The following is a 12,468-nucleotide window of genomic DNA, read 5'->3' as shown; positions in this document are numbered from 1 at the left end:
CCCTCCTTGTTCCGTTAAAGCTGAACCCCCGGGCGAAGGCCGCAGGGGTCCGGCAGGTTCCCGCCTACTGGTTTTCCTTGCCCAGCGTACGGTTCAGGTTCGTGATAAAGTTCTCGGTTGCAAAACCGTCCACCAGCAGGTTCTGTGTGTTGTCGTTGATGGCATTCTGAATTTGCGTATTGCTTAGCAGCTTTGCATATTCTTTGGCGTTCGGCAGCAGCTCCGTGGCGATCCGCTGCATCATAACCGGCACGTCAGCCGCAATCGGCTTGTCTGTCTTCGGCGAAATAATCGGGCTGCCCAGCTTCGAATATTTATATTCAGCTGATTTCGCAGCAAGGAACGCTGCCACCTTCACCGCAGTCTCCTTATTCTTGCTGCCGGGCGAAACGGCGTAGCCCTGCGGAGATCCCGCACCGTCGATATTATATTTGCTTTGTTCATAGGTCGCTTCATCTTTGGCCGGCCAGTACATCCAGTCAACCTGGTCGCCAAGTTTTTCTTCCGAGCTGTAGATTTCCCATTGGCCGTTGACGAACATCGCGGACTTGCCCTGATAAAACTGCGAGGACGCCTGGTCATAGTTCGTGTTCGTCGCGTTGGCGTCGAACAGTCCGGCTTCCTGAAGCTGCTTCATTTGCTCTGCGGCCGTAACAAAAGCCTGCGGCAGCTCCGTTACCCCCTGTGCCTCCAATGCGCCAAAGCCAGCAGCCTGTTCCCTGGTGACGAGACCGTTATAGAATGCGGCTGAAATCCATTTTTCCTTCCCGAAGATGGACATCGGGATGTAGCCCGCTGCTTTCAATTTTTTGGCCGCTTCAGCCAGCCCGTCAATGGTTTTGATCGGCACTGCAATGCCAACCTTGTCGAAGATCGACTTGTTATAATAAATCAGCTGAAACTCAATGCCGGTATCGGGATAAGCGTACACATGGCCATCCGGGGCAATCAGGCGGGATTCCACGCCCGGATTAAGATTTTGCTTATACTGTGCGGTCGATTCATAATCGTCCAGTAGCTCTACATTTTTCGATTTGGCAAAGGTCTGCAGGGTCGGCCAGTCAGTGAAATAAACATCAGGCATGTTCCCAGTGGCCGCATAAGTCTTGAGTTTCTGGTTACCATCCTGCACCGCGGAATCCAGCTCGATCTCGACGTCCGGCATTTCCTTCTTCAGTTCTTCCACTGCATAGTCGAAAGGGCCTTTCGTATCTTCATCAAAGTGCTGGGCGTATACCTTCAGCTTGACCTTGCCGCTGTCAGCCGCCGCAGCCGGGTCCTGATTTTGGTCAGAGGCTGTGTTGCCGTTGCCGCCGCCGCAGGCAGACAGCGCCAGCATCATGGAAAACGCTATCATTAGTGCGCTTAAACGTTTGTGCTCAATTTTCATTGTGTATATCCCCCTCATTTGTGCAGCTACCCCTCATGCGAGTGTGTGCCGTAAGTCTGTGACCTGCCGGCCACATTCACATTATAGCCTCCGGCCAGCCAGAACATTAAGGGATAAAACGGGTCTTACCCGTAAAAAACGGGACAAAACAAGTAGAAACAGCTAGGCCGTCTTTATAAGGAGCCTATGCTTCCGAAGTAGCGATACAGAGTATCGCTTTCAGGTACCTGTTTCAGCGGGAAATAGAAGGATCATTTATAGCGCGAAGCATACAAATGAAATGCTTATATTTAAATAAAGCGGTCCCCGTCCGGGAACCGCCAGCATTTTAAACGGGAACATCTGAAGCAGGGCTACTTCCTGACCAACTGCTCGTATTCTGTCGGGGTCACGCCGAAGCGCTTCTTGAAGCTTTTGCTGAAATAATTCGGGTCCGCATATCCGACACTCTCCGAAATATCGGCCAGTTTACGGTTGCCTTCCAGCAGCAGCGCTCTGGCTTTTTTCATGCGGATATGCGTAATATGGTCGACAATCGAATACCCGGACTCCTTGCGGAAAACACGGCGCAAATAGCTGGGATCGACATATACGCCGCCTGCCACCTGTTCGGCTGATAGCTCTGCGTCCGCATAATGCTGCTCAATATATTGGATAGCCGCAGCAAACAGATTCGAGGCCTTCGTGGGCTTCACATCTTCTGTCAGTTGTATCACCCTGCGGTACAAGGCGGTCAGCCACTCTTCAGCACCCTCCCAGGACCCGCATGCCTTTAGCCTCTCGAAAGGTGACTTGTCGCCTTCGCTGTCCCACACCCGGCTGTAGGAGAAGCCCCGTTCACCCGCAAAGGTTAACACCAGCGAGACAAGCCCCATCATCATTGCATCCGCATATTCGCTCCCCCATTTGCAGCTGCGGAGCTGGCGGATCGCCTTGCGGACTTCCTCCAGAATATCCGCATCTTTCATGCGGAGGCCAAGCACAATGACGTCGCGGATGCTGCTGAGATCCGGCGCCTCTTGTCCGGGTGGGCATACCGGCCCGTTCTCTCCAGCCCCTTCCTGCTCAGCCTCCCGCTCACGGGGCAGCTGCGGCAATTTCGGCCGGATACGGGCCAGCATAGCGGACATCTCCTCTTCGTTAAACGGCTTGAGCAGATAATCCTGTACGCCTGTCCGTACGGCTTTTTGCAAATACTCAAATTCGTTGTGACCCGAAATGAACACAATCACGATGCGTTCAAAGCGGTCCTTCAGCTTGACCGCCAGCTCAATGCCGTCCATAAACGGCATATTAATATCAACCAGCGCCAGATGGGGCTGATGCTTCTCCGCCTCAAGCAATGCCTCCCGGCCGTTCCGCGCTTCGCAGCATACCCGGAAGCCGTGCCGCTGCCAGTCCATCTTAAGCCGCAGATAGTCGCGGAACAGCGGCTCGTCATCAACGATCATCACCTTGTACATCCTGTTCATCCCTCTTTTCAGTTCCAAGCATAGGCAATGACAGCTCCACCACGGTCCCTTCATCAACAACGCTGCGGACAGTCAAACCATATGGCTCCCCGAAGTACAGGTTCAGCCGCTGCTGGACACTGTAGGTACCGATTGAACGGGTCTCCTCCTCCGGTGAATAACCGGACATGATGGCCTCTATCCGCTCCTCATCCATGCCAATGCCGTTGTCCGTCACTTGGACAAGCACCTTGCCGCCGGTACTGCAGGCCTGGATGCGGATGAAGCCCTTGCTCCCTTTTTCTTCAACCCGTGATAAATCGCATTCTCGACAAGCGGCTGCAGCGACAGCTTCGGAATCGGCGTGCCCGACAGCTCAGCCGGGATGTCAATCTCATAGCGGAACACATCCGGGTACCGGATCTGCATAATGGCCAGGTAATCGTCCGTAATCCGCGCTTCCTTCTCCAGAATGATGAGCTCCCTTCCCTTGTTAAGCACCATCCGGTAAAAATCCGCCAGCGCTTTGGTCGTATCCCGGGCCTCTTCATTGCGGTCGAGCTCGTTCAGGACATAAATGGTGTCAAGCGTGTTATATAAAAAATGCGGCTTGATCTGCGCGCTGATCAGGGCGAGCTCATACTCCCGCTTGCGTTTCTGCTCTTCGGTCACCTTATTCAGCAGCTCCCGCACGCGGCCGACCATGAAATTGAAGGCCTCTGCGATCGTTCCGATCTCGTCTTCCGTTCTCGCGGCCACAACCGGGCGGAGATCACCGCTGACCACCTGCCGCATCGCTCGGGTCAGCCTCTCCAGCGGACTGGCAACCATCCGGGACAGGAAGCTTGCCCGAACAGGGAAAAGATCAGGCACAAAGCGCCTACCAGCGCCGTCAGCCGCACATTCTGCTGCACATCGGCTGTGAGCAGCTTAAGCGAAACCACATTGATCAGCTCCCAGTCCATCGGTCCGAAACGGCTGACTGTAACCAGATTGCCGTCGTCCTTGTAAGAGAAGCTGGCGGCTCTGTCCGCTCTCTCACGATCCCCGATTCTGGCTGCCATCGATGGCTCCAGCGGCTGAAGCAAGCTGCTCTTATCCGCCGCAGCCACAACGCGCCTATGTTCATCCACGAAATAATAGGCCTTGGAGGCCGCCGGATCGCTGGACTGCAGAAACGCCGACAGCTGTTCTTCCCGGACAATCAGAAACAGGGTGCCTAAAGGCTCGCCGGTATCGATATTGATGACCATCTTCCCCAGTGTAAGCACAGGAGAATCCGGATCGGAGGTCAGATAATTCCGCTTCTCCATGCCGAACCAATGCGAGTTTCCGTAGCTCCCGGCCTCTCTCACCGTGATCAGCATACCGCTTGCGGCAATGCCCTTAGCCTCTTCCTCCCCGCCGGATGTATAGGAGGAATAGACGGTTCCGTCTTTGCCGACGAACACAGCGGCATCCACCTCACGGAAGATCGACAGGTCGATCGACAAGCGGCTCTGCATCAAGTTGGCAAAGCGGAACTGCTCCAGCGGAACCGCCTGAACGGCCGGATATGATTCGTAAAGACGGTTGATGTTGGTAACCATAATATTCGCCGCAGTCTCTGCGCTGCGGAGGATATAATCGGTACGGGAGAGGATCAGCTGGGATTCGTCGGCTACGTTGCGTGTAGTCCGCTCAATCAGGGAGCGGCTGAACAAGTGGCTGGACAGGGCGCCCAGAATAAGCAGAGAAAGAATAAGCAGGGGAAGAAATATCGCAATGACCTTGCTTTTGAACCGGAGCCGGCCAAACCATCTCCGGATGAGTGCTGTAAATTCCAAGCCTGTCCCCTCCGCCCTCCAATGAATATTCAACATGGTATCACAATTGCCCGGGGTTTAGAAGCCGCCGGGGTTGACGATATTTGGGAGTGCATTCCAGAAATATAACCACTTGAAAGAACGGAATGTGGATGGTAGGATAGAAGCGATATTTAGTAAATTTATTAACTAAAAAAGGCGTGAGCGGCTTGCCAACGATTAAAGACATCGCCCGCGAGGCCGGCGTATCGGCCGCGACGGTATCGAGAGTGTTAAATAACGACCTGTCCCTCGCCGTCAGCGAGGTTACGCGGACCCGTGTGTTTGCCGTCGCCGAGCAGCTGGGCTACAAGCCCTCCCGGTTAAAGCAGCTGAAACGGGATACCGAGCGCAGCGGCAAAACCGTCTCGCTCCTGCTCAGGTGTTCGGTCGAGGAGGAACGGGATGACCCGTATTACGGCTCTATCCGCCGGGGGATTGAGCTCCGCGCGGAAGAGCTGGGCATTGTACTCGGCCAAACCCTGCGCGGGCATGGACAGCTGCCTGCCCTTCGGGCCTGCGACGGCCTTATTGTTGTAGGCGGTTTTAATCCCCGGGAGCTGGAGAGCCTGCACGCTGACCCCAGCACGATTGTGCTTGTCGACCAGTATGGGGAGCAGACGGATTATGACTCTGTGCGGACGCATTTCCGCCAGGCCGTCGAACAGGCGCTTGGCCACCTGATGGCTCTGGGCCACCGCGATATTGCATTTATCGGCGGCGGAGGGGACGGGGAGCGGCGGGCGCATCATTTTGAGCGGATCATGCTGGAGCGGGGCTGGTTCGACGACCGGCTGGTGCGGACGGGAGGCTGGAGCAGCGCCGACGGCTACCGGATGATGAACGAGCTGCTGGAAGGTGCGAAACGGCCGACAGCCTGCTTCGCGGCCAGCGACCCGCTGGCGGTCGGCGCCCTGCGGGCCCTGCACGGCCAAGGCGTACGGGTGCCGGAGGAGATGGCGATCGTCGGCTTCGACGATATCGAGATGGCCGCCTACGTCCAACCGCCGCTGACAACCGTACGCGCCTATCCCGAGCAGATGGGCAAGGCGGCGGTCCAGCTGCTCGTCGAGCGGTTCGAGGGACGTGAAGCGCCTTCACATACGATCACCGGCACGAAGCTGATCGTCAGGGAGAGCTGCGGCCGCCTGATTAAGCCGCCGCCGCGATGCACACCTCACCCATGACCAAAGCAAGGACGGTCCCCGCCAAGAGACCGGATCACATTCACAAGGAGAGTAATAAGCATGAATATTTTCGCAGACGAAACGCTAGGCCTGTTTCATCTTCAATCCAAAGATACCAGCTATATCATACAGCTGGTTGAAGGCTACCCTTCCCATGTATACTGGGGCGCACGCCTCCGGCACGACAACAGCCTGGCTGGCGTGCTGGAGCTTCGCGAACGTTCCTCTTTCTCTCCAATCCCGCTGCTGTCGAACCCTTCCCTCTCTCTGGATGCCCTGCCTCAGGAGTACCCTCAGTACGGGACAAGCGATTTCAGACGGCCGGCCTATCAGGTTCTGCTGGCTGACGGCACCCGGACCACCGAACTTAAATACGCGGGCTACAGAATTACTCCCGGAAAACCTGCACTCGAAGGGCTGCCTGCACTCTATACCGAAACAGATCACGAAGCCAAGACGCTGGAGCTAACTCTTAATGACGACTATACCGGCCTGACCGTTAAGCTGCTGTATACAGTCTTTGCTGACCACAGCGCCATCGCCCGCTCGGTCCGGTTTGAGCATAACGGACAGGCACCGCTCCGGCTGGAGCAGGCACTCAGCGCCTCGGTTGATTTTGCCGATTCGGCCTACGATACGCTCCACCTGAGCGGCGCCTGGGCGAGAGAGCGCCATGTTCAGCGCCGCCGCCTTAGCGCCGGGGCCGCAGTTTCGCTGGAGAGCCGCCGGGGCTCAAGCAGTCATCAGGCCAATCCCTTTCTCGCACTTCTCCGCCCCGGCGCGGATGAAGACCAGGGAGATGTCTATGGCTTCAGCCTTGTATACAGCGGCAGCTTTGCGGCAGTTGCAGAGGTCGAGCAGTTTAACCAGACCCGTGTGAGCATTGGGATTAACCCGTTCGATTTCTCCTGGCTGCTGGAGCCGGGCCAATCCTTCCAGACCCCTGAGGCTGTGCTCGTCTACTCCGGCGAAGGACTGGGCGGCATGTCGCGCACCTATCACCGGCTTTACCGGACCCGGCTGTGCCGCGGCGTTCACCGCGACAAGACCCGTCCGATCCTCGTCAACAACTGGGAAGCGACTTATTTCGATTTTGATGCCGACAAAATCGCAGCCATTGCCAAGGAAGCGGGGCCGCTGGGCATTGAACTGTTCGTGCTCGATGACGGCTGGTTCGGCAAGCGCGACAGCGACAACAGCTCGCTGGGCGACTGGTTTGAAGACCGGCGCAAGCTGCCCGGCGGACTGGCTGACCTCGCCGGCCGGGTAAACGCCGAAGGCCTTCAATTCGGACTGTGGGTCGAACCGGAGATGGTGTCACCCGAGAGCGAATTGTACCGTAAGCATCCTGACTGGTGCCTGCACGCCGCGGGACGCCGCCGTACGGAAGCGCGCAACCAGCTCATTCTGGATCTCTCCCGTCCCGAAGTATGCGATTATCTGTATGAGACATTGAGCGCTGTTTTTGCCAGTGCGCCGATTACCTATGTCAAATGGGACATGAACCGCAATATGACGGAGATTGCCTCCGCCTCTGCCAGCCCGGAGCGGCAAAAAGAAACCGCCCACCGCTATATGCTTGGCCTGTATGATTTGATGGAGCGCTTGACCTCACGTTTTCCGGACATTCTGTTCGAGAGCTGCTCTGGCGGCGGCGGCCGTTTTGACCCGGGAATGCTGTTCTATATGCCACAGACCTGGACCAGCGACAACACCGATGCGATTGAGCGGCTGGCGATCCAATACGGCACCAGTATGGTTTATCCGGCCAGCAGCATGGGCGCCCACGTCTCTGCGGTACCAAACCATCAGGTGGAACGGATCACTTCTCTCGCTATCCGGGGCGATGTGGCGATGAGCGGCAATTTTGGCTACGAGCTGGACCTTACCGCCTTCACCGGGGCAGAAAAGCGTCTGGCAGCCCGGCAGATCGCCCAATACAAGGAAATACGCGAACTGGTGCAGCAGGGCGATATGTACCGGCTGCTGAGCCCTTTTGAAGGGAGCGGCGAAACGGCCTGGATGTTCGTGAGCGAGGACAAAACAGAGGCCTTTGTAGCTTATTTCCGTGTGCTCGCAAAACCTAATGCGCCAATATCGCGTCTTCCGCTTAAAGGGCTGGACCCTGAGCTGGATTACGTGATTGAGACAGGCGCCGCATCTGATGATGGCGCGGCGGATCACAACGGAGCGGAAGGTTCTGCACCGGCGGGAGCCTCCGGCTCCGCCTTCCAGGAAGGATTCGGCGGCACGCTTCACGGCGGCGACCGCCTGATGCGTATCGGACTTGTCGTTTCCGATCTGCACGGAGATTTCGCCAGCTGCACCTACCGTCTGAGAGCTGCGCAGCGCTGATCCGGCGCTTCGTGCATTCAGCGGCAGAGGGCATGTCCGCAAGGGACTGCCCTCTATCATGAATGTTCGCCCTCCAGGTTAAACACAACCCGATAATGGCCCCCTGCTTCCACAATAATGTGGAGCAGGAGGCCATTTTTTTCAGCCATAACGGTATCCAAAGGACCGATGTGGCAGCCGGAATTGAAGGGACGCCGCATCAGATTGGCGGTAAGCATAGCATGCCGGTAAGCAGCAATTGGTGGTAGGCATCTGATTGGTGGTAAGCGTGAGCTTGCCCGGTCCGTCACCGTAACCCATAACCGAGACCGTCCTGCTTCCCGTTTGGCTTACAGTACAGCCACCTTTTGTTTTATGGGTCTGCTATCCGTCACCACCGGCTCTTGTTTTATTCGTCCGCAACCCGTCACTTGCATTCACCTGGCCTCTCCTTCATTTCCGCTTCAGAAGTGGTTCCAATGTCCATGCTCCCCCTGGTCAGGCGGTCGCTTCATGGCGCATGGCTCCAGTTGGCTCCCGCAGCCTAATTTCTACGCCAGAACAAGAACGGTTCTTCAACAACGGCACTTCTGCCGTTGTTTCCGGGCAAATCAGCCGGCGACGCTCCAACAACGGCACTTCTGCCGTTGTTTCCGGGTAAATCAGCCGGCGGCTCTTCAACAACGGCACTTCTGCCGTTGTTTCCGGGCAAATCAGCCGGCGGCTCTTCAACAACGGCACTCCTGCCGTTGTTTCCCAGCAAACCCGACGGCAGGCTGCCATTTCCTAAATCCTTAGCAGGCCAGATGTAACTTTTTTACAAACAATGAGTCTATATAGTAGAGGTTCCAGAATAAGCGCTCTGGTTACAACTTAGAGAAGGAGGATTCGAAATGGGAAAGGGACAAATTTTCAAAACTCTCAGCGGTGCCATCTGTGCTGCACTGATGCTGCCGCTCGGAGTAGGCGGAGGGACAGCCCAGGCAGAAGAAGCAGCAGTAAGCATAAGAAATCCGTATTATCAGCAGGTGGAGGCACCGGTGGTACAACCTGCCTGGTCCCTGTCGGTTGCTAAGCCCAAGGTGGTAAATAACCTGGAGCCGGTGACAGCTGTCGCAGAGAACGGCAAGGTATTTATGTTGCAGCCAAACGGCAAGCTGGCCGCATTGAAAGCAGCAAGCGGCGCCAAGCTGTGGGAATACGGCAGCCAGCTGGCTCAGCGGATGGTGTACAGCAACGGCGCCATTTACGGAATGACCACTTCGGGTGCGCTCTACAAGGTCAAAGAGGACAATGGAAGCAAAGTTTGGTCCGCTGCACTAGGCTACGGAACTGCGGACAGCATTACGGTAACCGGGGGAACGGTGTATGTGACCCAAGGACAAAAAATGGCTGCGGTAGACGCGGCAACCGGCAAGATCAAATGGCGGATTGCCGAAGATCCGAACAATTACTATTATGGATCAAAAGCGCTTGAGGCGGAGGGGGTTGTCGTTAGAAATTATGCCGTATCCGGCGCAATAACCGTGTCCCTGGTAGCCGTCTACGATAAAACGACCGGCACCAAGCTGTGGGAGGCTTCCAGGCAGCTGGCTCCGCTGGCCATCAAGGATGGCATTCTCTATTCAGAGCGTGAGTTATTCATGCTGGACGATGATCCGGTGAACCGAAAAATCCAAATCGCCGCCTTCAATCTCCGTACCGGAGCACTCAAGGGGGAACGAACTTACAGCTGGACAGACAAGGCGGCAACTGACGGAGTGTATCACGGGGGCGGCTCCTATAGCTCTGCCTTCCTTAACGGGAACGATCTGTACATTCACCAGGGTCAGCGCCTGGTTCTATACGATTTCTGGAACTATGTGTCCGGCGCAGAGCCGGTGAAGAAATGGGCACAGGAAAGCTATGATCAGCGGAATCCGCTGAACCTTGTGCACCAGGACCGGATCTATTTCACCGATGAGCACAGCCATGGCCTGATTGCCATGAAGCTGGCTAACGGACAATATGCACGCTTCGATCAGGGAGAGAATAATACAGTACAAGCGGCTATATTCGGGAAAGGGGTCTATGTCGGACAGTCCGACGGACTGCTGCATGCCTATGACCTCATAAGCTCAAAACCCGTATTTACCGTCCGCACCGGATCACCTGAATTTGCTCCGCTGCTGAAGACTGGCGGCATGCTGTTGGTTCAATCAGGCGGCATGCTGCATGGGATCAAGCTGCCAGCTTCCCTGAAATAAAGAGGGGCCACAACAAAGAGCCTGCGCATGGCAGGCTCTCTTTTTGCCTTTTTGAAATATATCCGGTCAATCTATATAGGCTGAACTTTAGTTTTACATTGCGGGGTATGGCCGTAACTGCGGGGAATGCTTAGTTCATCATACCGGCAGCAATTCGGATAACCTCCTCTTTAGTCAAGGAAGACTCCGGCGTGGTAGTCAAATTGTATAACATATTGTTTTCCGGGTCCGCCCAGACAAGTTTGTATTTATAACCCAATTTTACTTCCCCGTTTTTGGAGTGATCCATATAAATCAGTTGGGTTCCGTTGACCAGAATGTTCTCCATGATTGTATTTTTGGTCCACAACAAGCTTTCTATGATTCCGGTTTTTTCCTTGAGGCGTTTGACCGAAATATTCACTATAGTCTGACCTTTTTTGTAACTCAACCCGGAGTTATCAAAATTAATGCTACCCAGAGGCTCTTTTCTCCAGGAGACCCGGTAGCCGCCTTCCAGCTTGATTCCACCGCTCAGGGCCAGCAACTCCTTCTCTTTGATCTCAAAATAAGGTTGAATCACCGCCTGGTCAAAAACGTACCCTTCCGGCATATACTCCGGCTGTTTCAAATTCGGCGCTTTGTACTTCTTCGCCTTGGCAACATAGCTGGAATAGTCCTTAAATAACATCATGCGGTTAACAACGCCAATCATGGGAGGCTCACCCCCAGCCTTCTCCTGTCTGAGCACATATGAAGCGAACTCCCCGGGCAGCAGCAATTTCTCTACAGCCTTGTATGCCTCTGAATATTTTTCCTGAAACAGCCTTTCTTCTTTGCTTTCCTGCCTCTGGGGAGCTTTTTCCTCCGAAAGGTGTATTGGTTTGTTGGATCTTGCCACCTCCCCCCTTCCTCCGCTACCACAAGCGGCTGGTAGGGCAGTACTTCATACTGGAATTTGGCGGCTTGCCCAGGGCCTTCGACAAATAAGGAGTAGCCGCCTCCGAGCAAGGCAATCAGGATCAGCACCGCTGCCCATCTCCCCGCATGCCGCCTCATCGTTCGCTTGCGGTATCGCTCTGCCTCGACTACCGGCTCCATACTCTGCATAATATCGGGGGTGTTCCCCGCCTGCAGCTGAGATGCATGCTCCATCATAAGGCGGTCATTGCCAAGTCCGATGGCTTCCATTACAGAATCATGAACATCAACCAGCGGAAGCTGGTCAGAATGATCCCCCTCCTTCAGAAACAACTCTTCGGAAGTCAATTCGTCCTTGCACATAACTGCTTCTCCCTCCTCACAATGGATTCTCTCAGCTTGCTCCTTGTCCGCTCGTAGCGTTTCCTTACTGTAACCGTACTTTTACCCAGAATTTCAGCAATCTCCGCAAATGATTTATCTTCAAAAATGCGCAAAATCACCAGATTCCGTTCCTCGATGCTGAGCTTCTGCAGAGCTGCGGCGACAGATTCGCTGAACAGCCGGTTTTCTACCACTTGTTCAGCACTCTTAGCCGTTACATCCGGTCTGAGCAGCCTTCGCAGCTGATTCTGGAACTTTTGCCGCCGCAGTTGATTTAAGCAATGATGATAGGACACCCTATAGAGCCACGAGGTAAAATTAACCTGCAGTTTGAAGTCCCAGATGTTCTGGTAAGCCTTAATGAAGATGTCCTGAACCGCATCCTCCGCCTCTTCCCTGCTGTTCAGCAAACGAAAGCAGTAGACATAAATCCGTTGCTGGTAGAGTCTGATAACCTCTGAAAAAAGATAGACCTCTCCCGCTTGTATCCGCTTTATCTTCTCTTCTATAGAATCCACAACTGTCTCCTTTCTGCTGTCAATACAGGTATAACACTTGAGCCGTCTGTTGCGTGACATTTTTTTGTGTTCCTGCTCCCGGTAATGGACGCAACCCGATGAGAGAATATATTTTTTGGATCTAATCTATGAAAAAGCTTCCGCTTTTGAATAAAATGCTATATTATATTGTTCAAATGTATATTAAAAAATATTTATGTATATTAATTCACTG

The 12,468-nt window shown here is 54.7% G+C and carries 13 protein-coding genes; 4 read left to right on the top strand and 9 right to left on the bottom strand.

The annotated features are described in order from the left end of the window. Positions 1-64: 64 nt before the first annotated feature. The 5 genes from JI735_RS17165 to JI735_RS35915 all read right to left on the bottom strand — a co-directional run bounded on the left by JI735_RS17165 (position 65) and on the right by JI735_RS35915 (position 4,667). Entirely contained in the window at positions 65-1,390 is a 1,326-nt protein-coding gene (locus JI735_RS17165; protein ID WP_039833674.1) for an ABC transporter substrate-binding protein, read from the bottom strand. A 353-nt stretch (positions 1,391-1,743) separates the two neighbouring features. Continuing rightward, positions 1,744-2,853 (bottom strand): response regulator transcription factor, encoded by a 1,110-nt coding sequence (locus tag JI735_RS17160; RefSeq protein ID WP_039833673.1) that lies wholly within the window; start codon positions 2,851-2,853, stop codon positions 1,744-1,746. Next, entirely contained in the window at positions 2,831-3,091 is a 261-nt protein-coding gene (locus JI735_RS35925; protein ID WP_233475926.1) for a sensor histidine kinase, read from the bottom strand. The genes JI735_RS17160 and JI735_RS35925 overlap by 23 nt, the downstream gene beginning before the upstream one ends. Further along, a complete protein-coding gene (locus JI735_RS35920) occupies positions 3,076-3,672 on the bottom strand; it encodes a sensor histidine kinase (RefSeq protein ID WP_233475925.1) in 597 nt (198 codons plus the stop codon). Before JI735_RS35920 ends, JI735_RS35925 begins: the two co-directional genes overlap by 16 nt. Beyond that, positions 3,645-4,667 carry a cache domain-containing protein gene (locus JI735_RS35915; RefSeq protein ID WP_233475924.1) on the bottom strand — a complete coding sequence of 341 codons (1,023 nt, stop codon included), beginning with the start codon at positions 4,665-4,667 and terminating at the stop codon, positions 3,645-3,647. Before JI735_RS35915 ends, JI735_RS35920 begins: the two co-directional genes overlap by 28 nt. Positions 4,668-4,855: 188 nt before the next feature. Between JI735_RS35915 and JI735_RS17150 the strand changes: the two genes are divergently transcribed. The 3 genes from JI735_RS17150 to JI735_RS36930 all read left to right on the top strand — a co-directional run bounded on the left by JI735_RS17150 (position 4,856) and on the right by JI735_RS36930 (position 8,475). Continuing rightward, positions 4,856-5,872, top strand: a complete 1,017-nt coding sequence (locus JI735_RS17150) for a LacI family DNA-binding transcriptional regulator (RefSeq protein ID WP_039833671.1) — start codon at positions 4,856-4,858, stop codon at positions 5,870-5,872. Positions 5,873-5,932: 60 nt separating this feature from the next. After that, complete coding sequence (locus JI735_RS17145) at positions 5,933-8,227, top strand: alpha-galactosidase (protein ID WP_039833670.1); 2,295 nt, start codon at positions 5,933-5,935, stop codon at positions 8,225-8,227. Positions 8,228-8,346: 119 nt separating this feature from the next. Next, a complete protein-coding gene (locus JI735_RS36930) occupies positions 8,347-8,475 on the top strand; it encodes a hypothetical protein (protein WP_267918902.1) in 129 nt (42 codons plus the stop codon). A 229-nt stretch (positions 8,476-8,704) separates the two neighbouring features. Here JI735_RS36930 and JI735_RS17135 read toward each other — a convergent pair whose 3' ends face one another. Next, a complete protein-coding gene (locus JI735_RS17135; protein ID WP_039833668.1) occupies positions 8,705-8,938 on the bottom strand; it encodes a hypothetical protein in 234 nt (77 codons plus the stop codon). 161 nt (positions 8,939-9,099) lie between these two features. Between JI735_RS17135 and JI735_RS17130 the strand changes: the two genes are divergently transcribed. After that, positions 9,100-10,452, top strand: a complete 1,353-nt coding sequence (locus JI735_RS17130; protein WP_039833667.1) for an outer membrane protein assembly factor BamB family protein — start codon at positions 9,100-9,102, stop codon at positions 10,450-10,452. 130 nt (positions 10,453-10,582) lie between these two features. Here the strand turns inward: JI735_RS17130 and JI735_RS17125 are convergent, their stop codons facing one another. The 3 genes from JI735_RS17125 to JI735_RS17115 all read right to left on the bottom strand — a co-directional run bounded on the left by JI735_RS17125 (position 10,583) and on the right by JI735_RS17115 (position 12,254). After that, a complete protein-coding gene (locus JI735_RS17125; RefSeq protein ID WP_233475923.1) occupies positions 10,583-11,146 on the bottom strand; it encodes a DUF4367 domain-containing protein in 564 nt (187 codons plus the stop codon). A gap of 71 nt (positions 11,147-11,217) precedes the next feature. After that, on the bottom strand, positions 11,218-11,715 hold the full coding sequence (locus tag JI735_RS17120; RefSeq protein WP_202676227.1) for a hypothetical protein: 498 nt from the start codon (positions 11,713-11,715) through the stop codon (positions 11,218-11,220). After that, positions 11,697-12,254, bottom strand: coding sequence for an RNA polymerase sigma factor (locus JI735_RS17115; RefSeq protein WP_039833689.1), 558 nt, complete (start codon positions 12,252-12,254; stop codon positions 11,697-11,699). Before JI735_RS17115 ends, JI735_RS17120 begins: the two co-directional genes overlap by 19 nt. Between the last annotated feature and the right edge of the window lie 214 nt (positions 12,255-12,468).

The sequence above is a fragment of the Paenibacillus sonchi genome, assembly GCF_016772475.1.
Taxonomy (GTDB): Bacteria; Bacillota; Bacilli; order Paenibacillales; family Paenibacillaceae; genus Paenibacillus_AQ; species Paenibacillus_AQ sonchi.
The sequence above is the reverse complement of the archived record's forward strand: the minus strand, read 5'-3'. Positions and strand labels throughout refer to the sequence as shown.

Coding starts and splice junctions, on each gene's coding strand:
- JI735_RS17130 (WP_039833667.1), top strand. CDS start 9,100: ATGGGAAAGGGACAAATTTTCAAAACTCTCAGCGGTGCCATCTGTGCT.
- JI735_RS35920 (WP_233475925.1), bottom strand. CDS start 3,672: ATGGTTGCCAGTCCGCTGGAGAGGCTGACCCGAGCGATGCGGCAGGTG.
- JI735_RS17165 (WP_039833674.1), bottom strand. CDS start 1,390: ATGAAAATTGAGCACAAACGTTTAAGCGCACTAATGATAGCGTTTTCC.
- JI735_RS17120 (WP_202676227.1), bottom strand. CDS start 11,715: ATGTGCAAGGACGAATTGACTTCCGAAGAGTTGTTTCTGAAGGAGGGG.
- JI735_RS17160 (WP_039833673.1), bottom strand. CDS start 2,853: ATGTACAAGGTGATGATCGTTGATGACGAGCCGCTGTTCCGCGACTAT.
- JI735_RS17125 (WP_233475923.1), bottom strand. CDS start 11,146: ATGATTGGCGTTGTTAACCGCATGATGTTATTTAAGGACTATTCCAGC.
- JI735_RS17145 (WP_039833670.1), top strand. CDS start 5,933: ATGAATATTTTCGCAGACGAAACGCTAGGCCTGTTTCATCTTCAATCC.